General features: G+C 37.9%; 22 protein-coding genes and 4 tRNA genes. 1 reads left to right on the top strand and 25 read right to left on the bottom strand.

The features are described from left to right. Nucleotides 1–9: 9 nt before the first annotated feature. The 20 genes from ACFX4R_RS18350 to ACFX4R_RS18255 all read right to left on the bottom strand — a co-directional run bounded on the left by ACFX4R_RS18350 (nucleotide 10) and on the right by ACFX4R_RS18255 (nucleotide 16,816). A complete protein-coding gene (locus tag ACFX4R_RS18350) occupies nucleotides 10–789 on the bottom strand; it encodes a two-component system regulatory protein YycI (protein WP_043977594.1) in 780 nt (259 codons plus the stop codon). Further along, nucleotides 776–2,143 (bottom strand): YycH family regulatory protein, encoded by a 1,368-nt coding sequence (locus ACFX4R_RS18345; protein ID WP_028409756.1) that lies wholly within the window; start codon nucleotides 2,141–2,143, stop codon nucleotides 776–778. The genes ACFX4R_RS18350 and ACFX4R_RS18345 overlap by 14 nt, the downstream gene beginning before the upstream one ends. After that, nucleotides 2,134–4,041 (bottom strand): cell wall metabolism sensor histidine kinase WalK, encoded by a 1,908-nt coding sequence (gene walK / locus ACFX4R_RS18340; RefSeq protein ID WP_013059906.1) that lies wholly within the window; start codon nucleotides 4,039–4,041, stop codon nucleotides 2,134–2,136. The genes ACFX4R_RS18345 and walK overlap by 10 nt, the downstream gene beginning before the upstream one ends. Nucleotides 4,042–4,047: 6 nt before the next feature. Next, nucleotides 4,048–4,755 (bottom strand): response regulator YycF, encoded by a 708-nt coding sequence (gene yycF, locus ACFX4R_RS18335; RefSeq protein WP_013085552.1) that lies wholly within the window; start codon nucleotides 4,753–4,755, stop codon nucleotides 4,048–4,050. Nucleotides 4,756–5,017: 262 nt separating this feature from the next. Next, nucleotides 5,018–5,090 (bottom strand) — tRNA-Phe (locus ACFX4R_RS18330). Nucleotides 5,091–5,094: 4 nt separating this feature from the next. Further along, a tRNA-Asp gene (locus ACFX4R_RS18325) sits at nucleotides 5,095–5,170 on the bottom strand. A gap of 34 nt (nucleotides 5,171–5,204) precedes the next feature. After that, a tRNA-Glu gene (locus tag ACFX4R_RS18320) sits at nucleotides 5,205–5,276 on the bottom strand. 15 nt (nucleotides 5,277–5,291) lie between these two features. Then, nucleotides 5,292–5,364, bottom strand: a tRNA-Lys gene (locus tag ACFX4R_RS18315). A gap of 168 nt (nucleotides 5,365–5,532) precedes the next feature. Next, nucleotides 5,533–6,819: an adenylosuccinate synthase gene (locus tag ACFX4R_RS18310; protein WP_013085553.1), complete on the bottom strand. Its 1,287-nt coding sequence runs from the start codon at nucleotides 6,817–6,819 to the stop codon at nucleotides 5,533–5,535. Nucleotides 6,820–7,006: 187 nt separating this feature from the next. After that, complete coding sequence (dnaB, locus tag ACFX4R_RS18305) at nucleotides 7,007–8,371, bottom strand: replicative DNA helicase (protein ID WP_028409758.1); 1,365 nt, start codon at nucleotides 8,369–8,371, stop codon at nucleotides 7,007–7,009. 116 nt (nucleotides 8,372–8,487) lie between these two features. Continuing rightward, nucleotides 8,488–8,937, bottom strand: a complete 450-nt coding sequence (rplI, locus tag ACFX4R_RS18300; protein WP_013059910.1) for a 50S ribosomal protein L9 — start codon at nucleotides 8,935–8,937, stop codon at nucleotides 8,488–8,490. Next, nucleotides 8,934–10,907, bottom strand: coding sequence for a DHH family phosphoesterase (locus ACFX4R_RS18295; RefSeq protein WP_043977599.1), 1,974 nt, complete (start codon nucleotides 10,905–10,907; stop codon nucleotides 8,934–8,936). Before ACFX4R_RS18295 ends, rplI begins: the two co-directional genes overlap by 4 nt. A gap of 36 nt (nucleotides 10,908–10,943) precedes the next feature. Beyond that, on the bottom strand, nucleotides 10,944–11,888 hold the full coding sequence (locus ACFX4R_RS18290; RefSeq protein WP_043977601.1) for a YybS family protein: 945 nt from the start codon (nucleotides 11,886–11,888) through the stop codon (nucleotides 10,944–10,946). A gap of 138 nt (nucleotides 11,889–12,026) precedes the next feature. After that, a complete protein-coding gene (gene rpsR, locus ACFX4R_RS18285) occupies nucleotides 12,027–12,266 on the bottom strand; it encodes a 30S ribosomal protein S18 (protein ID WP_013059913.1) in 240 nt (79 codons plus the stop codon). Nucleotides 12,267–12,332: 66 nt separating this feature from the next. Then, nucleotides 12,333–12,833: a single-stranded DNA-binding protein gene (gene ssb, locus ACFX4R_RS18280; RefSeq protein WP_013059914.1), complete on the bottom strand. Its 501-nt coding sequence runs from the start codon at nucleotides 12,831–12,833 to the stop codon at nucleotides 12,333–12,335. Between the two features lie 48 nt (nucleotides 12,834–12,881). Continuing rightward, the gene (gene rpsF, locus ACFX4R_RS18275; protein WP_013059915.1) at nucleotides 12,882–13,169 is read right to left on the bottom strand and encodes a 30S ribosomal protein S6; all 288 of its coding nucleotides are present in this window, start codon (nucleotides 13,167–13,169) and stop codon (nucleotides 12,882–12,884) included. Between the two features lie 189 nt (nucleotides 13,170–13,358). Then, a complete protein-coding gene (gene ychF / locus ACFX4R_RS18270) occupies nucleotides 13,359–14,459 on the bottom strand; it encodes a redox-regulated ATPase YchF (RefSeq protein ID WP_013059916.1) in 1,101 nt (366 codons plus the stop codon). Nucleotides 14,460–14,629: 170 nt separating this feature from the next. Continuing rightward, complete coding sequence (locus tag ACFX4R_RS18265) at nucleotides 14,630–14,827, bottom strand: DUF951 domain-containing protein (RefSeq protein WP_013059917.1); 198 nt, start codon at nucleotides 14,825–14,827, stop codon at nucleotides 14,630–14,632. 14 nt (nucleotides 14,828–14,841) lie between these two features. Further along, the gene (locus tag ACFX4R_RS18260; protein WP_013085559.1) at nucleotides 14,842–15,735 is read right to left on the bottom strand and encodes a mechanosensitive ion channel family protein; all 894 of its coding nucleotides are present in this window, start codon (nucleotides 15,733–15,735) and stop codon (nucleotides 14,842–14,844) included. 67 nt (nucleotides 15,736–15,802) lie between these two features. Then, nucleotides 15,803–16,816, bottom strand: coding sequence for a YkvI family membrane protein (locus ACFX4R_RS18255; RefSeq protein ID WP_043977603.1), 1,014 nt, complete (start codon nucleotides 16,814–16,816; stop codon nucleotides 15,803–15,805). Nucleotides 16,817–16,902: 86 nt separating this feature from the next. On the opposite strand from ACFX4R_RS18255, the gene yyaC reads away from it, so the two are divergent. After that, nucleotides 16,903–17,523 carry a spore protease YyaC gene (gene yyaC / locus ACFX4R_RS18250; RefSeq protein ID WP_013059920.1) on the top strand — a complete coding sequence of 207 codons (621 nt, stop codon included), beginning with the start codon at nucleotides 16,903–16,905 and terminating at the stop codon, nucleotides 17,521–17,523. 32 nt (nucleotides 17,524–17,555) lie between these two features. Here the strand turns inward: yyaC and ACFX4R_RS18245 are convergent, their stop codons facing one another. The 5 genes from ACFX4R_RS18245 to mnmG all read right to left on the bottom strand — a co-directional run bounded on the left by ACFX4R_RS18245 (nucleotide 17,556) and on the right by mnmG (nucleotide 22,944). Next, a complete protein-coding gene (locus tag ACFX4R_RS18245; protein ID WP_013059921.1) occupies nucleotides 17,556–18,425 on the bottom strand; it encodes a ParB/RepB/Spo0J family partition protein in 870 nt (289 codons plus the stop codon). Next, nucleotides 18,397–19,179, bottom strand: coding sequence for a ParA family protein (locus ACFX4R_RS18240; protein ID WP_013085563.1), 783 nt, complete (start codon nucleotides 19,177–19,179; stop codon nucleotides 18,397–18,399). Before ACFX4R_RS18240 ends, ACFX4R_RS18245 begins: the two co-directional genes overlap by 29 nt. A gap of 117 nt (nucleotides 19,180–19,296) precedes the next feature. Then, nucleotides 19,297–20,172: a nucleoid occlusion protein gene (gene noc, locus ACFX4R_RS18235; protein WP_013059923.1), complete on the bottom strand. Its 876-nt coding sequence runs from the start codon at nucleotides 20,170–20,172 to the stop codon at nucleotides 19,297–19,299. A gap of 135 nt (nucleotides 20,173–20,307) precedes the next feature. Then, on the bottom strand, nucleotides 20,308–21,024 hold the full coding sequence (rsmG, locus tag ACFX4R_RS18230; RefSeq protein ID WP_013085565.1) for a 16S rRNA (guanine(527)-N(7))-methyltransferase RsmG: 717 nt from the start codon (nucleotides 21,022–21,024) through the stop codon (nucleotides 20,308–20,310). A 30-nt stretch (nucleotides 21,025–21,054) separates the two neighbouring features. Next, nucleotides 21,055–22,944: a tRNA uridine-5-carboxymethylaminomethyl(34) synthesis enzyme MnmG gene (gene mnmG, locus ACFX4R_RS18225; protein WP_013059925.1), complete on the bottom strand. Its 1,890-nt coding sequence runs from the start codon at nucleotides 22,942–22,944 to the stop codon at nucleotides 21,055–21,057. Nucleotides 22,945–22,957: the final 13 nt, after the last annotated feature.

The raw sequence follows: 22,957 nt of genomic DNA, 5'->3' as shown, positions 1-22,957 counted from the left end.
TCCAAATACTTATTTATTTCCTTTTTTAATAATCTGCCCTTCAAAGGCATTTACAAAATAACTCGTATCTCCATTTACAACAATGTGCCAAGTTGGTGCTAAAACTTGAGAATTTAGTAGTGGCAGATCAAACGTATAGTACCCAAACTCTACTTTTGTTACAGAATCTTTCTTTTTCAATTCACCCTTCAAAAACAAATTTTCTAATGCTTTTAAAGGCGTTAAAACATCCTGCTCATCATCTAACGTTTTCACAGAACCTAGCATTGTTTGTTCATACGAAATAATTTCACCTTTATCATTTAAATGAGCAATAATCATGCCATTTTCATTATCAAAGATTTTATGCTTCTTATATTGTTGAAAGAATGTAACTGTTTTTTTCTCTTTGTTAACATTCCATAGCTCATAATCCTTACCCGAGAGCACATACCGTTTTAGAAATTGACTTAGCTTTGCTTCGGGACTTTTTTCAGGTACTGAAAAAGGTTTGTCTAGTACACTTCGAATTGTTTTTTCCTCAAGCAGCGCTGCTTTTTGTTCTTTAAGCTTTTTTAAATCTTCATCTTTAAACAGTTTGCTTTTAGCATTTAACGACGAAGCTTCCTTCACATCTACAGGTAAATGTTTATATTCAATGCCTTCACTCGTTAATTGTTCTTCAACGCTCGACTCCACAAATAGAGAGTACTGATCTTCTTGATGAGTTTTAAAAATCTGATAGCCTAAGTAAATATTAAGGATCAAGAAAGTGAAAATAAAGATGGTTTTTGTTCTATTCCAATCCATCGTTATCGCCTCCTTCGGTCGGCGGTGCAATTCGATACCACTTACTATTATAATAATAGAACCAAGAAGGAACGAGTTTGACAGAGTTAGAATTAAACTCAACCGTCTTTTCACCGGTTTTTGGCTGCTGGGAGACTTCTTCTAGCTGATAGCCTATTGAAATATCTTTTAACAGATTCGGGTCAAAGTTTTGGTGTTTTTCAATTAATTGAATCACCTTTTGAGATGACTGCAGCTTTTCTACACTCGAATCCTGTACTCTCACAAAACGATAAAGAGGACGACGGTAATTTAAAATCTCCGCATTTCCCCATCTTTGATATATTTCAGTCATTCCCTGATTGCTGTACACTGGATAGTTATCTTTATAATAACGATAGCTAATTTCTTTTGTAATACGATTCCAGCTGTTGAACCTGTAATTAGATTCCGTCCAGCCGCCGTGGTCATTAACGAAGCTAAAGCTGCGGTTTATTAAATTATAATCTTCCATTACTTCGGTCGTGGAATTTACAAGATTCACATATTCCATCACATCTGTCTTCGTATTAACATTAATCACTTTTGTACCTTCGGTGTAGACATCTCGGTTTGTAGACGTTTCTTTCCGTGCATAGTCTGGGTTGTTAAAAAGCGCTTCCTTATATTTTTCAATATCTAAATGCCTCATGCTCGTATAGTAGACTTCACTATTCATCGTGATATTGTTTTCTGGAAGGAAGATATACCGATTTTTGTTTTCTTTATATACAAAGCTCGGGGCATACGTACGTTTCATCTTATCTTCTAATTCTTTGATATCATCTTTGGCCAAATTCTTGACTGTAACCGAATAAATCTTTTTTTGCTCATAATTCACAAGATACACGCTCACGAAAAATGAAGGTGTACGCTTAATTTTAATGAGTACACGGTCAAATGTTTGATTAGGCAAAGACGTTTGAGAAAATGAAAAAAGCTGTTGAAATGTTTTCAAAGGCAGCGCGTCTGGATACAGCACTTCAATAGAATTACTGCCATGGACATAATTTAAAAATCCATCAGGAGAAATAGCATCCGAAACGTCCGTCACGTTCGAAAATTTCCACTTTTTCATTTCATTTACCCATTTGTTTACATCATCTTCGTCGTGAGACATGTAGTGATTATCGTTTCGATGATAGAGAACTTCTGTTGGAAGAATATGATCTTCTATTTTACTTTTTGAACTCACTTCAACTTCCTGCAAATGTTGATTTTTTGAAATGACCTTATAAGAAGGCTGATACGTCCATATATGATACGTCATAATTAAACTGGAAGCGACGAGAACAACTAAGATGGCCGTTTTGATATGTTCATATCTCATTCCCATTCGTCATCATTCTCACTTTCAATCGGAAGAGTAAAGTAAATCGTTGTTCCTTTTCCTTCCTGACTATCTGCCCAAATACGTCCATCATGTGCTTCAATAATTTCCTTGGCAATAGCAAGCCCTAATCCTGTTCCGCCTAATTTACGCGTTCGTGCTTTATCTACACGATAGAAACGTTCGAAAATTTTAGCTAAATTTGATTTTGGAATTCCCATACCTTGGTCTTTAATGCTCACAACAATTTCATGCGTATGCTGAGCAATTGAAAATGTAATGGTTCCGCCTTCAGGTGAATATTTTATTGCATTGGAAATAATGTTATCTAATACTTGTGTAATTTTATCTTGATCGATAGCGACATAGATTGCTTCATTTGGCAAGTCGCGCACGAACGAAATGCCTTGTTCAATTGTCATTTCAAAGCGATCAATGATGTAATGATAGAACTTCACAAAATTGATTGGGTCACGACTAAATCGGTAGTCTTGGCTATCTAGCTTAGATAATTGAAGCAAGTCGTTAACGAGACGAATCATTCGTTCTGTTTCCGTTTGCGTTACATTTAAAAATGTTGGAGCTAAGTCCTTATCTTGCCATGCTCCTTCTGCAAGCGCATCTAAATAACTGCGCATCGTTGTTAACGGCGTACGCAATTCATGTGAAACATTCGCTACGAATTCTCGGCGATCTTGATCAATTTTCTCCTGCTCTGTAATATCATGCAAGACAATGATAATCCCGTTAATAAAACCGGTCTCTTTTTGAATAGCGGAAATGGTAGCTCTTAAAATAAAGGGATCCGATTTTGTACTAAAGTCCAAAATTAATGACTCTTGATTAGCGAGCAAGCTTTCAAACGTATGCGTTTCTTCAAGATCTAGTAGGGAAACAACTGGATCAGACAAAACCGTTTCACGTGAAACATTTAGCATAGCGGCAGCTGGATCATTAATTAAAATTACTCTTCCCTTTCGATCCGTGGCAATAACGCCGTCCGTCATATGAGCTAATACCGAACTAAGCTTACGGCGCTCCCCTTCTGTAGTTGCCTGTGCTTCTTGAAGCTTTCTTGTTAAGTTGTTGAATGTGAGAGCTAGCTGACCAATTTCATCATACCCGTATACCTTAGCTTTTCTAGTAAAATTTCCTTTGGCCATCTCAAGTGCTTGTTTTCTCATTTCAGACATTGGACGAGTAATCGTCTGAGCTAAAAACACGCCTAAAATAGCTGTAATAAAAAGAGCAATCACCGTACCTGCTTTAAAGATCTGATTGATATTACTCATTTGATCGTAAACAGGCTCCATGGAAGCTGTTAAGTAAATAGCACCTAAGATTTCTTCGCTAGACTGAACTTTTCCATTTTTATTAGTTGAATTTGATTGACTGGCACCTACTTTATCCTGTAAACGAATAGGCTGTATCATAACTCTGATTCGCTGTCCGCTTTGATCAACAAATACATTATCAGAGTTTGTTCCTGCTAACAACGCATTTGTAATCGCTAAATCATTAGTCTTTTTACCTATGATCTGTTGAGGATTTGAGTTCGATGTAGCAATGATTCTTCTATTTTGGTCAATGACTCTTACTTCAGAGATGTCATTCATATCATTTGAAGCTAAATTGGGTCTTGAAGCAAAATCTCGTAAAATAGTCTTTAAGTCTTCCTCAAGAGTGGGTGAATCATCATCACGATTTTTCACCATTTCTTGTCCAATATTATACGTCAGCAAGTCTGTCCGCTCTTGAAGAGACGTTCGAAAGTTGTTAACTAATTCTTTTTCTAATTGTCGTGCAAAATAGACCCCAATAATTTGCATCGCAATTAAAATGAGCAGCACATAAATCAATACAAACTTTAAATGAATAGATTGCAGGAGCCTTACTTTCTTCATCTAAAATTACTCCTGCTCTGGGCTGCGTAAATAATAGCCTACTCCACGTCTTGTTACAATCCACATTGGATGGCTTGGATTATCTTCAATTTTTTCACGTAATCTTCGAACTGTTACATCTACCGTACGCACATCACCAAAATAGTCATAACCCCATACAGTTTGAAGCAAGTGTTCACGCGTCATGACTTGTCCAATGTGCTTCGCTAAATAATGCAGCAGCTCAAATTCACGGTGAGTCAGTTCAATCGTTTCTCCGCGCTTAGACACGATATAAGCATCTGGGTGAATAACAAGTGCTCCAATCGTAATTTCATTCGTTTCGCTTTCTTCCGTTGGAACAGCTACCTGCTGATGTCTACGTAAATTAGCTTTTACACGTGCTAATAATTCACGCGTACTAAACGGCTTAGTTACATAATCATCTGCACCTAATTCTAGACCTAAAACTTTGTCAATTTCAGAGTCTTTTGCTGTTAACATGATAATTGGCATATCATATTTTTTGCGCACTTCTCGGCAAACTTCCATTCCATCTTTCTGAGGAAGCATAATATCTAATAAAATCATTTCAGGCTGTACTTCTTCCACTTTTTCAAGTGCTTCTACGCCATCATAAGCACAAAATACTTCGTAACCTTCTTTTTGCAAATTAAACTTTAAAATATCTGCAATCGGCTTTTCGTCATCTACGACTAAAATACGTTTATCCATGATCATCGTTCTCCTTTATTAGTTGAAGCAAAATATAAAAGATAGTATTCATACTGTTTGAATACCGTAGTTTTATTATACTTGATAACCCTTGAAACGTCACAAGTTCATCCTCTACTATACATGAAGATATATGATTTTCAACCATCTCTAAATACAAAAGTAATATATTACCACAAAAGAGATACAAAGCAAATAACGTTTTCTTTTAAATGTAAATAAAAGAAAAAAGCATGACTTTAAATAAAGTCATGCTTTTTGATGGCTCGGGACGGAATCGAACCGCCGACACAAGGATTTTCAGTCCTTTGCTCTACCAACTGAGCTACCGAGCCAAAATGGCGGTCCCGACGGGAATCGAACCCGCGATCTCCTGCGTGACAGGCAGGCATGTTAACCGCTACACCACGGGACCTCAGTCTATATGCTATGTATTAAAAATATTAAAATGACCCGTACGGGATTCGAACCCGTGTTACCGCCGTGAAAGGGCGGTGTCTTAACCGCTTGACCAACGGGCCACGTTGTAACAAAAGTGAGCCATGAAGGACTCGAACCTTCGACCCTCTGATTAAAAGTCAGATGCTCTACCAACTGAGCTAATGGCTCATGTTATATCTCTTAGCGACGCTTATTATAATAACATGATATTTCATATGAATGCAATAGTTTTTTTAAAACTTTCTTTTTATTATTGAGCTTTTTTAAAAAATCTTGTTAACAAAGCACCAATTATAAATAAAAAAGGTTAGCTCACGAGGAGCTAACCTTTTTTATTTAGCTATATACACCACGTAATACATTTGTTTGTGTACGATCTGGACCTACAGAGAAAATAGATAAAGGAATACCTGTTAATTGAGACACGCGCTCTAAGTAGTGGCGAGCGTTATCAGGTAACTCATCTAATGTTTTCACACCCGTAATATCTTCTGTCCAACCTGGAAGCTCTTCATATACAGGTTCGCATTCTGCAAGTGTTTTTAAGCTAGCAGGGAATTCTTCCATAACTTCCCCTTTATAACGGTAAGCTACGCAAATCTTTAATGTCTCAATTCCCGTTAATACATCAATTGAGTTTAAAGATAAATCTGTGATTCCGCTAACGCGACGAGCATGACGTACAACTACACTGTCGAACCAACCTACACGGCGAGGACGACCAGTTGTTGTACCATATTCACGTCCTACTTCACGGATTTGATCACCGATTTCGTTTGTTAATTCAGTTGGGAAAGGACCGTCACCAACACGAGTTGTATACGCTTTTGATACACCTACAACGTGTTTGATTTTAGATGGACCTACACCAGAACCAATTGTTACTCCACCCGCTACTGGGTTTGAAGATGTAACAAATGGATATGTTCCTTGGTCGATATCTAACATAACACCTTGTGCGCCTTCAAATAGTACACGACGTCCTTCGTCTAACGCATCATTTAATACTACTGATGTATCAACAACATATTTTGCAACTTGTTGACCATACTCATAGTACTCATCTAAAATTTCTTCTAATGTAAAGCCTTCTACTTCATACATTTTTTCAAGAAGGCGGTTCTTTTCAGCTAAGTTTTGTGTTAATTTTGCTTCAAATACTTCACGGTCTAGTAAATCGGCAATTCGAATACCAACACGTGCTGCTTTATCCATATAAGCTGGTCCAATACCTTTTTTCGTTGTACCAATCTTATTTTCACCTTTACGTTCTTCTTCAACTTCATCTAATTTTAAATGATATGGAAGAATCACATGAGCTCGGTTACTAATACGTAAGTTTTCTGTTGTTACACCGCGATCATGTAAGTATTTTAATTCTTGAACAAGCGCTTTTGGATCGACAACCATACCGTTTCCAATTACACACGTTTTGTCATTATAAAAAATACCTGAAGGAATTAAATGTAACTTATAAGTTTCACCATTAAACTTAATTGTGTGACCTGCATTGTTCCCACCTTGGTAACGTGCAATCACTTCTGCATTTTCTGATAGGAAGTCTGTAATCTTCCCTTTTCCTTCATCTCCCCATTGTGTTCCTACTACAACGACTGAAGACATATCTTAAGCACCTCCGCTTAGTAAGCAACAGCTCACTACGACATAATTTAACCATGGATAAGTGTATCAATTTATCACACTAAAGTCAATTAAATCCGAACGATTTAACAAAAGTTATTACAAATATATCGTATTTTGCGGAACGAATGCGATAACAATAAAATAAAACCTCTCATATTGAGAGGTTTTATGCACCAGGCGGCACTCCTGCGTCATCAAAGCGCCGCTCGAGATTAACGAATTTATTGTACTCTTTTACAAAGGCAAGCTGTACGGTTCCAACTGGACCGTTACGCTGCTTGGCTATAATAATCTCGATAATATTTTGATTTTCTGTATCTTTTTCATAATAGTCTTCACGATATAAGAAAGCTACGATATCGGCATCCTGCTCAATACTTCCGGATTCACGGATATCAGACATCATTGGCCGCTTATCTTGTCTTTGCTCTACTCCACGGGAAAGCTGTGATAAGGCGATAACAGGAACTTCTAATTCACGAGCTAAAGATTTTAACGCACGCGAAATTTCAGATACTTCCTGCTGTCGGTTTTCTCCGCTTCGTCCATTTCCTTGAATGAGCTGTAAGTAGTCAATTAAAATCATCCCAAGCCCGCCTTCTTGTTTCAAGCGACGGCACTTAGAACGGATTTCACCTACACGAATACCCGGTGTATCATCAATATAAATCCCTGCATTGGACAAAGATCCCATTGCCATCGTGAGCTTTCCCCAGTCATCAGCTGTAAGCGAACCTGTACGCAGCCTTTGTGCATCAATATTTCCTTCGGCACACAGCATCCTCATAACAAGCTGCTGAGCACCCATCTCTAAACTGAAGATGGCTACGTTCTCATCCGTTTTCGTTGCAACGTTTTGCGCAATATTTAAGGCAAAAGCCGTTTTACCTACCGATGGTCGGGCCGCTACAATGATTAAATCATTTCGCTGGAACCCTGCTGTCATTCTATCTAAATCACTAAACCCGGTTGGGATACCTGTAATGTCACCTTTTCGATTGTGAAGAACTTCGATATCATCGTACGTTTGTACAAGTACATCTTTGATATTTTGAAACACACCGCTGTTTTTACGCTGTGCTACTTCTAAAATGTTTTTTTCCGCTTCATTTAATAAAACTTCCACTTCGTCTTCCCTTGCATATCCTTCTGAAGCAATATGCGTTGCAGTACGAATTAAACGGCGTAAAATCGACTTTTCTTCTACGATTTTACCGTAATACTCTACGTTTGCAGCCGTTGGAACAGAGTTAGCTAAATCACTTAAATACGATACGCCGCCAACTTCTTCTAGGATTTTTTGGTCAGCTAATTCAGACGTTACCGTTACCAAATCAACCGGTTCACCTTGGTCAGAAAGTTTCAGCATACATGTAAAGATTTTCTGGTGCGATGCCCGGTAAAAATCTTCAGGTATTAGCAGTTCAGATGCTAAGGTTAAAGAAGAAGGCTCTAAGAAAATGGCCCCTAATAGCGCTTGCTCTGCTTCAATATTCTGAGGCGGAAGACGATCAGCAAAAAGATCACTCATATTTCTATGCCCCTCTTATATTCTTTCAGTATTTTCTTTCATCATAAATGTTGGCGCGAACAAATACAAGTCCGCGCCAACCCTTTATATTATTTACTTATTTCTCAATCTTACGTTTATTTTTGTTCAGTCACGTGTACCTTTACTGTAGCCGTTACTTCCGGATGTAATTTAACCGGTACATTTGTGTAGCCTAATGCGCGAATTGCATCATTTAATTCAATTTTACGCTTATCTACTTTAATTTTGTGCTTTTTCTTTAATTCTTCAGCAATTTGTTTGCTTGTGATAGAACCGAATAAACGGCCACCTTCACCAGATTTTGCTGTTAATTCAACTGTTAGTTCTTCAAGAGTTGCTTTTAACTCTTTGTTTGCTTGAAGTTCTGCAGCTGCATCTTTTTGCTCTCTATTTTTTTGTGCTTCTAATACTTTCACATTACCGCCTGTAGCTTCAACAGCATAACCATTTTTTAATAAGAAGTTATGTGCATAACCGTCTGAAACATTTTTCACTTCACCTTTTTTGCCTTTTCCTTTTACATCTTTTAAGAAAATTACTTTCATGATTTTTTACCTCCATCTAAGTACTCATCAATTGCTTGTTTAAGCCGTTCTTCAGCTTCATCCAAACTAATGTCTTGAAGCTGAGTAGCAGCATTCGTTAAATGGCCTCCGCCTTGGAGACTTTCCATAATAACTTGTACATTGATATCTCCAAGCGATCTCGCACTAATGCCAATTAGATTATCCCGTCGCTTAGAAATAACAAACGAAGCAACCACTCCGCTGATTGAAAGCAGCGTATCTGCAGCTTGCGCAATTAACACTTGATCATACATTTTGTTTGGTTCAGCTCGTGAAATGGCAATACCTGCTGTATAAATCTCTGCATGTTCAATAAAGCGTGCTCGCTGTACATATTGCGTGATATCTTCTTTTAAAAACTTTTGAACAAGAACCGTATCTGCGCCTTGAGAACGTAAAAAGGACGCTGCATCAAACGTACGAGATCCCGTGCGTAATGTAAAGCTTTTTGTATCGACAATAATACCGGCTAAAAGTGCTGTTGCTTCTAGCATATCAATTTTAAATCGTTTTGGCTGGTATTCAAGAAGCTCAGTAACGAGTTCTGCTGTCGAGGAAGCATATGGCTCCATATAGACAAGAAGAGGATCTTCGATAAAGTCTTCTCCTCGTCTATGATGATCAATGACCACGACATTTTCAATACGATTTAATAACCTTTCTTCAATAACGAGCGACGGCTTATGCGTATCTACTACTACTAAAAGAGTATCATCACTCACAAGATTTAAGGCTTCTTCAGGCGTAATAAATCGTTCCCACAGGCCTTCTTTCTTTTTAATCTCTTCTAGCATTCGCTGAACACCTGTATCAATATGATCAGGATCTAATACGATAAAACCGTCTTTCTGATTGACTTGCGCTACTTTTAATATCCCAATAGCAGCTCCTACAGCATCCATATCCGGATACTTATGACCCATGATAATCACTTTTCCACTCTCTGTAATGAGCTCTTTTAACGCGTGAGAAATAACCCTTGCACGCACGCGCGTCCGTTTTTCCATTGGGTTTGTCTTGCCCCCAAAGAATTTTACTTTTCCATTCGGCTGTTTAATCGCTACTTGATCTCCACCTCGACCTAAGGCCAAATCCAAACTAGATTGAGCTAAAGCACCCAGCTCAGGTAAATCAGCAGAACCAGCTCCGATACCAATGCTCAATGTAAGCGGTATATTTTGTTTAGACGTCTCTTCACGAACTTGGTCTAAGATAGAAAATTTACTTCGCTCTAAATGAATTAAGATTTGTTCATTCATAATCGCAATAAATTTCTCGGAAGACGTACGTTTAATAAAAATACCGTATTCTTGAGCCCAACTATTTAACATAGAGGTTACTTGACTATTCAAGTTACTTTTAACTTGATCATCCATTCCTTGCGTTAGTTCATCATAATTATCTAAAAAGATAATACCTAAACTTGTTCGTTCTTCTTCATACAATTTTTCGATTTCTATTTGCTCTGTAATATCAAAGAAGTACAGTAAGCGCTCGTCTCGTTTAATCACCACTTTAAATTTCCGATCATGCAACGTGACAACTTCTGTTTCCACTTCTTGTTTGATCAGTGGAATAATACTTTCGGCTACATCGTATAATGATCTTCCCACTAGTGTGTCTTCACCGAGACAAGATGCTAGAAAAGGATTCGTCCATTCAATTTGATATTCATCATTAAACAGCATAATCCCAATCGGCATTTCCATTAATGCCTCTTCGCCTACTTTTTTCAGCCGATGAGACAGCATTGAAATATAGGTTTCAAACTCATCGGACAGCATTCGCTCCATTCTCATGTATAGAAAAAGACAGGCTAATAGTAATATAAAGCCTATCATTCCTATGATCCAATTATGATAGGTCACGATACCTACTAAAATCAGAGCTATACTATACAATGAGTAAAATGGATAGCGAATGACGTTCTTTTTTGTAAAGACAGGCATCCATTTCAGCTCCTACTTTTTTAAGTTCCACAATATCTACTTTTTTGTGTCTAATTGTTTTCTTAAATTAAACCCTAAATCAATTATACCTAAGATGCGCACAATTTGAAGGATAATTGGAATAATTAATGCTAAAATTGTTACAACAATTGGAATTGCTTTGGCATACCCTTTTTGATGTGAGAAATAGAAAATAAAAGAGATCCCTTGTAACACGACTAGCATTTGCAGTCCCATCACGATGTTGATAATAGCTACGTACATAAATGTACCTTGTTCAATATTAAAAGATGGGAAGGATAAAATTAATGCAATCAAATAATACCATAGAATACTTTTAGGAAGTTTAAATTCACGAAAAGGCGGGAATGCTTGCACCTCATAACCTGTTCTTTTAAGAATAGGCGTAGCAATAAGCTGAGAGAAAAAGGCCAGAATAACTCCACCCATAACAATTAATAGAGGCAACAGATTTTTAAACATATCAAATGCATCTCTCATTTGGTCAATTTGAGATTCCTTAACGTCTTGTCCTAAACTTTTCATCATTTCAATACTTTGATTAATCGATTGATCTAAAGCATTATTTATTTGCTCCATTAGATTAACATTAAAAACGATGTTTGCTCCTACGAACAATAAAAGTAAACCTAAACTAAACGCAACCGTGCCGCCTAGTAAAATGGTATACCTTTTTTGTTTTTGTCGGTAAAGCATTCCTATTGCTAATCCACCAATACCAAATACAAATGTAAAAGGAAGAGTCAACACATTTCCAAATAACAAAGTCAATAACAACCCTACTACTAAAAATAATATTGCCTTTTTCCACCCATGACGAACGGTATACACAATAAATGGAACAGCTAGCGCTAGTTGAAAAATGGTTCCCACAACAGGTATGTATAGTGAAAAAAGCAACAGCGCCACAAACAGCGCTAAAAGAGCTGCTCCTTCTGTAATATATCGAATTCCTTTCACAACTTCACCTCGTTGATATAGACTATTATTTATTTTATCGATTCAATTCATAAGAAGCAACTATTTGACAAAAGAGCACCTATGTAATGTAAAAAGAGGCAGTAAGGGAATCCTTACTGCCTCTTTTTATACCGTTCATTATTCACCAGAAACATATGGTAATAATGCCATTTGACGAGCGCGTTTGATAGCGATCGTTAATTTACGTTGGTATTTAGCGCTTGTTCCAGTTACACGACGAGGTAAAATTTTACCACGCTCTGAAACGAATTTTTTAAGCATATCTACATCTTTGTAATCGATGTGAGTGATGCCGTTTGCTGTGAAGAAACAAACTTTACGACGTCTGTTGCGTCCACCTTTACGTCCACCTGCCATTTTGATACGCCTCCTTCCGCTTAAAAGTTTCTATAAAATTTTATACTCCGGATAATCTACTGCGAATTAAAACGGTAAATCGTCATCTGAAATGTCAATTGTCTCGCCATTATTTGCAAATGGATCATCATCAACGCGAGTATAACCTTGATTACCTGAGTTACGGTTCTGATTATCTCCAAATGGAGAGCCTTGTCCAGATCCTCCAGTGTTAGCAAAGTTACTGCGTTGCGTATCCCCACCGCCACTTTTCGGCTCTAAAAATTGCACACTTTCCGCTACAACTTCCGTTACGTATACGCGACGACCGTCTTGTCCTTCGTAACTGCGAGATTGTAGTCGACCATCAACACCAGCTAAACTTCCTTTTTTAAGGAAATTGGCTGCATTTTCAGCCTGACGACGCCATACAACACAGTTGATGAAGTCAGCTTCACGTTCACCTTGCTGATTTGTAAATGTGCGGTTTACCGCTAAAGTGAATGTTGCAACCGCTGCTCCACTCGGGGTATAACGTAATTCAGGATCTTTGGTTAAGCGTCCTACGAGAATTACGCGATTCATCATCAGAACCACTCCTTAAGGAAATAAAACCCAATTTATTTAAACGTTTAATTATGCTTCTTGTTTAACAACGATATGACGGATAATGTCTTCGTTGATTTTCGCAAGACGATCAAATTCAGAAACTGCTTCTGAAGTAGCCGCCACGTCAAGAATCATGTAGTAACCGTCACGGAAATCATTGATTTCGTATGCTAAACGACGTTTACCCCATTCTTTAACATTTGCGATTTCAGCACCATTATCAGTTAATACGCCGTTAAAGCGCTCAACTAATGCTTTCTTTGCTTCGTCATCAATGCTTGGACGGATGATGTACATTACTTCATACTTTCTCATCACTGTCACCTCCTTTTGGTCTAACGGCCCGAAATGGGCAAGGAGCAATAAAATATTACTCACGAATTAAAATTATAGCATACTACCATAGGCAAAGCAATACGCATTGCGGGCTGTTTCGTAAATATATGCTAATATTTTAGCCAACGACAAAAGCCGAAAGAAGATATCTCCTTTCGGCTTTTAATCTTATACGTTAAAGCGGAAATGCATAACGTCTCCGTCTTTTACGATGTATTCTTTTCCTTCTAAACGTACTTTTCCAGCTTCACGAGCTGCTCCCATTGTTTTGGCAGCTAATAAATCCTCATATGACACCGTTTCTGCGCGAATAAATCCGCGTTCAAAATCTGTATGAATAATACCTGCACACTCAGGAGCTTTCATACCTTGTGTAAACGTCCATGCGCGTACTTCTTGCTCACCAGCTGTAAAGTACGTAGCTAATCCAAGTAAGTCGTACGCTGCACGTACAAGCTGATCTAGACCTGACTGTTCGATGCCTAGTTCTTCAAGGAACATTGCTTTTTCTTCTCCTTCAAGCTCAGCAATTTCAGATTCAATGCGTGCACAAACAACAATCACTTCTGCACCTTCACTTGCCGCATACTCGCGCACTTTTGCTACATATTCGTTAGCAGATGCATCCGCTACTTCATCTTCAGAAACGTTTGCTACATAAAGAATAGGTTTGATCGTTAGCAAATGAAATTGTTTTACTAGTTTCATTTGCTCTTCTGTAAATGATACAGCACGAGCTGGCTGATCACTTTCAAATGCATTCTTTAGTTTCTCTAAAATTTCGTATTCATACATTGCTTCTTTATCTTTTTGTTTAGCCATCTTTTGAACACGGCCAATACGCTTCTCTACCGTTTCTAAATCTGCTAAAATCAACTCTAAATTAATTGTTTCAATATCTGAAATAGGATCTACTTTTCCTGAAACGTGCGTGATGTTTTCATCTTCAAAACAACGCACAACGTGACAAATCGCATCTACTTCTCGAATATGAGATAAGAATTTATTTCCCAGTCCTTCACCTTTACTAGCACCCTTTACGATTCCAGCGATATCTGTGAATTCAAATGCTGTTGGAATTGTTTTTTTAGGTTTTACAAGCTCTGTAAGTTTTTGAAGACGATGATCAGGTACTTCTACAATACCTACGTTAGGATCAATCGTACAGAAAGGATAGTTCGCAGATTCTGCGCCCGCTTGTGTAATTGCATTAAATAATGTTGATTTCCCAACGTTCGGAAGACCAACAATTCCAGCTGTTAAAGCCATATATTTATTCACTCCTCTTTATATATCCGAAACAAGTTAACCTGTCACAATTATAGTGAGTCAACTTTTGAAATACAAGTTTAATAAAGAACCTTTAGTAACACCGCTTTAAGATGCTTCATTTTGTCCCACCTTACAGTATAAGGCATAAACATAGAAAATGCATGAGGTTATTCCTCATGCTTTACAAGAATTTTTTTCATTTTACGTGCAAAATCACGTCTTGGAATCATTACGCTATGGCCGCAGCCTTCACATTTAATGCGGATATCCATTCCCATTCGAATGATTTTCCATTCATTTGTACCGCAAGGATGAGGTTTTTTCATTTCCACAACGTCATTTAAACCAAATTCTTTTTCCGTCATCAACTCTCTCCTCCTTATTTCCCTTTCAACGTCGACGAATGCTGTGCTTCTTCTGTACGATTATACATAACCATACGAGGAAATGGAACTTCAATGCCATGTTCATTTAGCCTTGTACGCACTTCTTTACGAATCATACGAGAAATATGGAAATGTCTCATTGGTTTTACTTCGCTTGTAATCCTCATTGTGACTTCAGTTGCATGGATATTTTGAACCCCCAGCAATTCAGGCGTTTTAACCATATCTTCATAGCGGCTTGGTAATTCTTCTAGCAGCTCTAAAATCACTTTTTCTGCTTTTTGTATGTTTTCTTCATAAGAAATGCTTACATCAACAAAAGCTACGCTGTTATGTAACGAAAAATTAGTGACCTCCACAATACTGCCATTGGGCAAGATATTAATCTCGCCTGTCCAACTCTTAATCTTTGTTGTTCGCAGACCGATTTCTTCTACAGTTCCCTCAAATGTTCCTACTCGAACATAATCCCCAACGGAGAACTGATCTTCAAAGATAATAAAAAATCCCGTAATGATGTCTTTCACTAAGTTTTGAGCACCAAACCCTACCGCGAGCCCTACGATTCCAGCCCCCGCTAGCAATCCTCGAACATCTACCGATAATGTTTCTAAAATCATAACTCCCGCAACGAAATAAATAGCATAAGAAAAAACATTCTGAAGCAAACGGACCATCGTAGCTTCTCGTCGCTCAGAAATACGCAGAGGGCTATTTGTGCGAACCTCTACAAATTTATTTAACGCTTGCTTTCCAATTCGAATTAAAAACATGGAAATAAGCAGAATCAACAGAATTTTTATGAAGCCTTCTCCAATATGTGCCCACGTTTCTTCTTGAAAAAATGGCTCAAATACGTTCTTAAAAACTGACGTCAACGAATTCATACTACATGTAGCTCCTATCGTAACATACTCTACATACGAGAAAGTTTTAATCTATTGTAGCAAGTTTCTACGAACTTTTGTAGCGATTTCGAAATGGATACAATAGAACAGCTGTTACTAAAAATAAATTGACGATTCCATACATTGGATACAAAACGGCAATCAAAGTAGAAAAGCCTAACTTTGTAAAGGGAATCATTAAAAGTAGCCAGCAGGCTGCCAATTTCCAAAGAGATTGCACTCTTTCAGTATGAAAACGCGCGGTCAGTCCTAAGATTCCCGATACGGCTGTTGTATAAATTGCAATGAGCAAAACAATGCTCATCAAAAACAGCATCGTATAAGGAAAGTCTTTCAGAATAGCGAATAATGGAATTTCATAAGAAGAAAGAAGGCCTGAAACTTGAATAAGCGATTCATTATAAATAAAGGAGAGCCCCCCTAATAAAAAACCACTGCCAACACTTGCAATATAAATCTCTTTTTTGCTTTTAATTTCCTTTCCAATTGTAGATAATACCGCGACAAGAGGAAGAATATTTAAAGCCGTAAAGGTAAAAGCAGCAGGCCAATTATGCTGAAGATGCCAATCAGTTACTCCAGGATGACGTAAAACAAATGTAAGAAGTACGCCAGCTAGTCCAATCATTAAAATTGGCATAACGAAAGAATTGATAGAAAGAAGCCCATTTAATCCTCTTGAAAAAACAAAGACGATAAACGCACTAAGAGCGCCAATTCCCCACCAGTAAGGAACATGCCACATTTCCAATGTCGCCCCGCCGCCCGCGATCATAATCACCGTCGTCGTAAACAAATAAAAAACGATTAAAACATCGTAGGCTGCAGCCCATCTCTTTCCTATTAATTCAATTAGTACTGGATAAAATTGATTGGTTCGGTAGCGATAGCTGATTTGCATAATCACATTGCAAGAAATCGCAAAAATAATAGAAAATAGAAAAATAGCAAGTCCGCTTTCTTCGCCAAAAAACTGCCATAGCTCTCTCCCTGAAGCATACCCAGCGCCTATCATGGTTCCCATAATTAAGAATATCCATTTACATCCTGCTCTCCACATCGATTTTCCCCCAATCCATGAAATATATGTATAGAATCTTCAAAATCTTCGTATACTGTTACTATTATGTATAAGGAGTGGACCCTATGAATTTAAAATCTCCCTTCTTTGAGAAGACACAACATTCAACCCGTGTATTTCATGATGAAGAATCTGCTACAAAGAAGCTGAGTACACAGTTACTATCTTTACTTCCAGCACAGAAAGACAGACCAATTGTTTTTGTATGTATTGGAACGGACCGTTCAACTGGGGACTCATTGGGTCCATTAGTCGGAACGAAATTGAATGAAAAGAAGGTTTCGTCTTTTCACATTTTTGGAACGTTAGAAGAGCCTGTTCATGCTGTTAATTTGAAAGAAACGTTAAAACATATTCAAAAACTTTTCCCGAATCCTTTTATTATTGGAATTGATGCTTGTTTAGGTCGTATGAAAAGCGTAGGCTCTGCATCACTTGGAATAGGACCCGTTAAACCAGGAGCAGGAGTTAATAAAGAATTGCCGCCAGTCGGGGATATTCATATAACAGGGGTTGTCAACGTGAGCGGATTTATGGAGTTTTTCGTCTTGCAAAATACGAGGCTTCACCTCGTTATGTGCATTGCCGATTTAATCGCGAAAAGTATTGAGACTGCGCACAACGAACGAGAGAAAGAGTTTAATAATTCTTCGGTTTACCAACCTGTAAGACATTATAAACAATAAAAAAGGTTGTCCTAAAACTAGGACAACCTTTTTTATACAGAAGATTTGTTAGTCTGAGAAAGATCGTTAAATAATTCAAGAAGACGGTTTAAATCTTCTTTAGAGAAAAATTCGATTTCAATTTTTCCTTTTTTCTTGCTTTGTGTAATATGAACAGAGGTACCAAAACGCTCACGAAGCTGTGTTTCACTTTGTTTTATAAATAAATCTTTATCTTTTTTAGTTTTTGATGTTTCACGTGGAACGGCTTTATTTAAGTGGGCAATATAAGCCTCTAGCTGTCTAACATTCAATTGTTCCTTGCGTATTTTTTCAACGACTTTAGGTAGAAGAGCTTTATTTTTCAAACCGACTAGCGTACGGCCGTGGCCCATAGACAATTCATTAGTAGAAATGAGGGTTTGAATTTCCTCAGGCAACTGCAAGAGGCGAACATAGTTAGCAATATGAGGTCGGCTTTTTCCCAGTCGTGTAGCAAGTTGCTCCTGTGTCATATCGAGCTTATCCATAAGCAATTGATAAGCGGTTGCTTCTTCAATTGGCGTCAAATCTTCACGCTGTAAATTTTCTAACAAAGCTAGTTCCATCATTTGCTTTTCTGAAAAGTCTTTTATAATGACAGGAACAGTAGCAAGGTCGGCTTCTTTAGCAGCTCTAAATCGTCTTTCACCCGCTAAGATTTCATAGCCTTTAATGCTTTTGCGAGCTACAATAGGCTGTAAGATGCCATGATGTAAAATGGATTGCTTTAACTCATTAATTGCTTCTTTATTAAACGTTTTACGTGGTTGATAGGGGTTGGGTCTGAGTTCGTGAATAGCAACTTCCTGAATTGAATCATCAGCCTGTGCATCTAAGCCTGAAAATAAGGCATTAATTCCTTTCCCTAATCCTTTCGCCATTATAAATCACTTCCTTTGCAAGTTCCGTATAAACTGCGGCCCCTCTAGATCTTGCATCATATAAGATAATTGGTTCACCATGACTAGGTGCTTCGCTCAAACGAACATTTCGAGGAATAATCGTTTGATAAACGCGATCCTGAAAGTACTTCTTCACTTCTGCTGTTACCTGAAGTCCTAAATTTGTGCGTGCATCAAGCATAGTCAGTAACACACCTTCGATACGCAGTTGATTATTCAAATGTTTTTGGACTAATCTAACGGTATTTAGCAGTTGACTTAACCCTTCAAGCGCATAATATTCACACTGTACAGGTATTAAAACAGAATCAGCTGCCGTTAACGCATTTAATGTCAGTAAACCAAGAGAAGGGGGACAATCAATAATAACATAATCAAAGTGATCTTTCACCGTTTCTAAAGCTCTCTTAAGTCGAACTTCACGTGAAATGGTGGACACTAATTCAATTTCTGCACCAGCTAATTGAATGGTCGCGGGAATGATTGATAAATTTCCGACGGCTGTTGAACGAACAACGTTCTTAGCTTCCATATCTTCCACGATTACATTATAAATACATTCATCTACATCTGCTTTATCTATGCCAACTCCACTCGTAGCGTTACCCTGGGGATCTCCGTCTACAAGTAGAACCTTTTTTCCTTGTTCAGCTAAACAAGCTCCTAAATTAACAGCGGTTGTTGTTTTTCCAACTCCGCCTTTTTGATTCGCAACTGCCACAATTTTCCCCATGTTGTCACCTACTTTCATTTCCATCCCATTTGTCCAGACAGTTTAATTGCTCATTGAATTTTCTGACGAAAAACTTTGATAAAAAAGCCTCATCAAAAAAAGATGAGGGCTATTTCTTTATTTTTTCGGAATCTTAATAGTAAACTGAAAATACTCATCAAACTCTTCTTCTTCCGTGTTTAATGAAATACCGCTGTCACTAACCATTGTCAAGGATTGACGAATTGTATTCATTGCGATGCGCGTATCTTTACTAAACGCTTTTCTTTTTGCTTTTGGCTTTTTAACCTGCGTTTCTAACAATTTAACTACTCGATCTTCCGTTTGTTTTACATTTAATTGTTTTTCAATAATTTCAGCTAATACTTGAAGTTGTTTTTCTTGATTTTTGAGGGGAATGAGCGCTCTTGCATGTCGCTCTGTAATCAATTTTTGTTTGATTGCTTCTTGTATTTCAACAGGAAGCTTTAACAAACGAAGCTTGTTTGCAATTGTGGATTGGCCTTTTCCTAAACGTTGAGCTAATGCCTCTTGGGTAAGATTATGTAACTCAATTAACTTTGCGTAGGCTAGTGCTTCTTCGACAGCCGTTAGCTCTTCACGTTGTAAGTTTTCTATTAAAGCCACAGAGGCCGTTTCTGTATCGTTAAAATGTTTCACAATTGCAGGAACCGTATCCCATCCTAAGCTTTGTACAGCTCTCCAACGGCGTTCTCCAGCAATTAATTCGTATTCTTCGCCCTCAGTCGGTCGAACCACAATAGGTTGAATGATACCGTGTGTATGAATAGTCAGAGCTAGCTCTTCAATTTTTGCTTCATTAAACACAGTACGCGGCTGGTAACGATTTGGAATAATACTTGAAACCCTAATTTGTTTTACTTCATCTCTTAAAACTTTTTCGACATTTTCATCTTGGACAGTTTCAATCTCTACATGAATATCCTCATCTTTTTCCTTTAAATTAAAAAAACGTGAAAAAGCAGATTTCATAGTCCCACACCACCTTCAGGAAAATCCCGCCTTAAACTAATTCGATGTTTTTTAACCATATCCTGCTTTCTAAACAGAAAATATAGAGAAGAAAATGTTTCATATGAAACATTCTCTTCTCTATCTATTTAATGCCTACTCTAGTGGAAGCTTAACTGGGGTACCAGGTTTTCTAGGATATTTTTTAGGCGTTTTCTTGATTTTGTCTATTAAAATAATGTAACGTTCACTTTGCTCCAAAGGCAATTGGAAATGTTCAATCGACTTCACTTTTCCGCCTAATACTTGGAATGATTTTTCTCCATTTTTCAATTCCTCTGGGGCAGAAGCACCTTTCATTGCTAAAAAGCGTCCTTGTTCTTTAACAAGCGGTAAGCAAAATTCATTAAGAACCGAGATACGTGCGACGGCTCTTGCCGTTACAAGATCGAATGACTCGCGAATCGTTTCTTTTTTACCAAATGTTTCAGCTCGATCATGACATAGTGTGACATTGTCTAGTTCAAGCTCATTTACAAGATGCGTTAAAAACGTAATACGCTTTTGTAACGAATCAACGATTGTTACATGCAAATGCGGAAAGCAAATTTTGATCGGAATACTTGGAAATCCTGCTCCTGCACCTACATCACACATGGATTCAATTTCTGTAAAGTCTTGAAAAAAAGCAGCTGAAATAGAATCGTAAAAATGCTTTTCATACACTTCACCGTGATCAGTGATAGCAGTTAAATTCATTTTTTCGTTCCATTCCACTAAAACTTGATAATACTTTTCAAATTGATTCAGCTGTTTAGAAGAAAGAGAAATTCCCTTTTCTTCTAATAGCTGTTGAAACTGTTGAATATTCATTGAGTTTCCCTTTCTTCGCGCCTAAGAGTTTTAATCATTTGATACTTTAGCGATGCGCCCTTGTTCAATATAAACAAGCAAGATTGAAATATCAGCTGGGTTGACTCCAGAAATACGTGAAGCTTGCGCTACCGTTAGTGGCCGCACTTGGTTTAATTTTTGACGTGCTTCTGTAGCTAAACCGTTAATTGCATCATAATCAATATAATCAGGAATCTTTTTGTTTTCTAACTTCTTCAAGCGTTCAACTTGCTGAAGTGATTTCTGAATATATCCTTCGTATTTCACCTGAATTTCTACTTGTTCAGCTACTTCAGGATCTACCGTCTCATCAGCTGGTGCTAATTGATGAATATGAGTATATGTCATTTCAGGACGGCGAAGTAAATCTGTCGCACGAATGCCATCTTTTAATTCGCTGCCGCCAGCTTCTTTAATCAGTTGTTGAACAGCTTCGTTCGGCTTAATAATAAAGGAGAAAAGACGTTTCTTCTCTTGCTCGATTTCCGCTTTCTTCTGTTCAAATTTAGCATAGCGCTCATCGCTGATTAATCCTAGTTCACGACCAATTTCAGTAAGGCGTAAATCAGCGTTATCATGACGAAGCAATAAACGATATTCTGCACGAGACGTTAACAGACGATACGGTTCATTTGTTCCTTTTGTTACTAAATCATCCACCAATACACCGATGTAAGCATCAGAACGTCCTAAGATGACTTCTTCTTGTTCCAGGGCTCTTCTTCCCGCGTTAATTCCAGCAAGAAGACCTTGGCCTGCAGCTTCTTCATAACCAGATGTTCCGTTAATTTGTCCAGCCGTATAAAGATTTTTAATTTTCTTCGTTTCAAGCGTTGGCCATAACTGAGTCGGAACAATTGCATCATATTCAATAGCATAGCCCGCACGCATCATTTGGACTTTTTCAAGACCCGGAATTGTCGCAAGCATTTGACGCTGTACGTGCTCAGGAAGACTTGTTGATAGTCCTTGAACATATACTTCTTGCGTATTTCGTCCTTCTGGCTCTAAGAAAATTTGGTGGCGCGGTTTATCATTAAAGCGCACAACCTTATCTTCAATAGATGGACAGTAGCGTGGTCCAGTACCTTTGATCATCCCAGAATACATAGGAGATAAGTGAAGGTTGTCATCAATAATTTGATGAGTTTGTTCACTTGTATATGTTAACCAGCAAGGCAGTTGATCTGTAATGTACTGTGTTGTTTCGTATGAGAAAGCACGAGGCACATCATCCCCAGGCTGAATCTCTGTTTTGCTGTAATCAATAGTTGAGCTATTAACACGAGGTGGAGTTCCTGTTTTAAAACGGACCATGTCCAGTCCTAACTCCTCTAAGTGTTCAGAAAGCTTAATAGCCGGTTGTTGATTATTAGGACCGCTTGAATATTTTAGTTCACCTAAAATAATTTCCCCGCGTAAGAATGTCCCTGTCGTAATAACAACTGTTTTAGCTTTATACACAGCTCCCGTTTGAGTGACAACGCCCGTACATACACCGTCTTCTACGATTAATTGTTCTACCATACCTTGCATAAGCGTTAGATTTTCTTCATTTTCTAACGTTTTTTTCATTTCATGCTGATAAGCAAATTTATCCGCTTGAGCTCTAAGTGCTCGAACAGCTGGACCTTTTCCTGTGTTTAACATTCTCATTTGAATATGAGTTTTATCGATATTTCTACCCATTTCTCCGCCAAGAGCATCAATTTCACGTACGACAATACCTTTTGCAGGACCCCCTACAGAAGGGTTGCAGGGCATAAACGCCACCATGTCTAAGTTGATGGTCAACGTTAACGTTTTAGCACCCATACGCGCAGAAGCAAGTGCCGCTTCACAACCTGCATGACCTGCTCCAATGACAATAACATCATATTGTCCACCTTCATATTGCATAATAGTAGCCTCC

The sequence above is a fragment of the Priestia sp. YIM B13490 genome (genome assembly GCF_042787735.1).
Classification (GTDB): domain Bacteria; phylum Bacillota; class Bacilli; order Bacillales; family Bacillaceae_H; genus Priestia; species Priestia megaterium.
The sequence above is the reverse complement of the archived record's forward strand: the minus strand, read 5'-3'. Positions and strand labels throughout refer to the sequence as shown.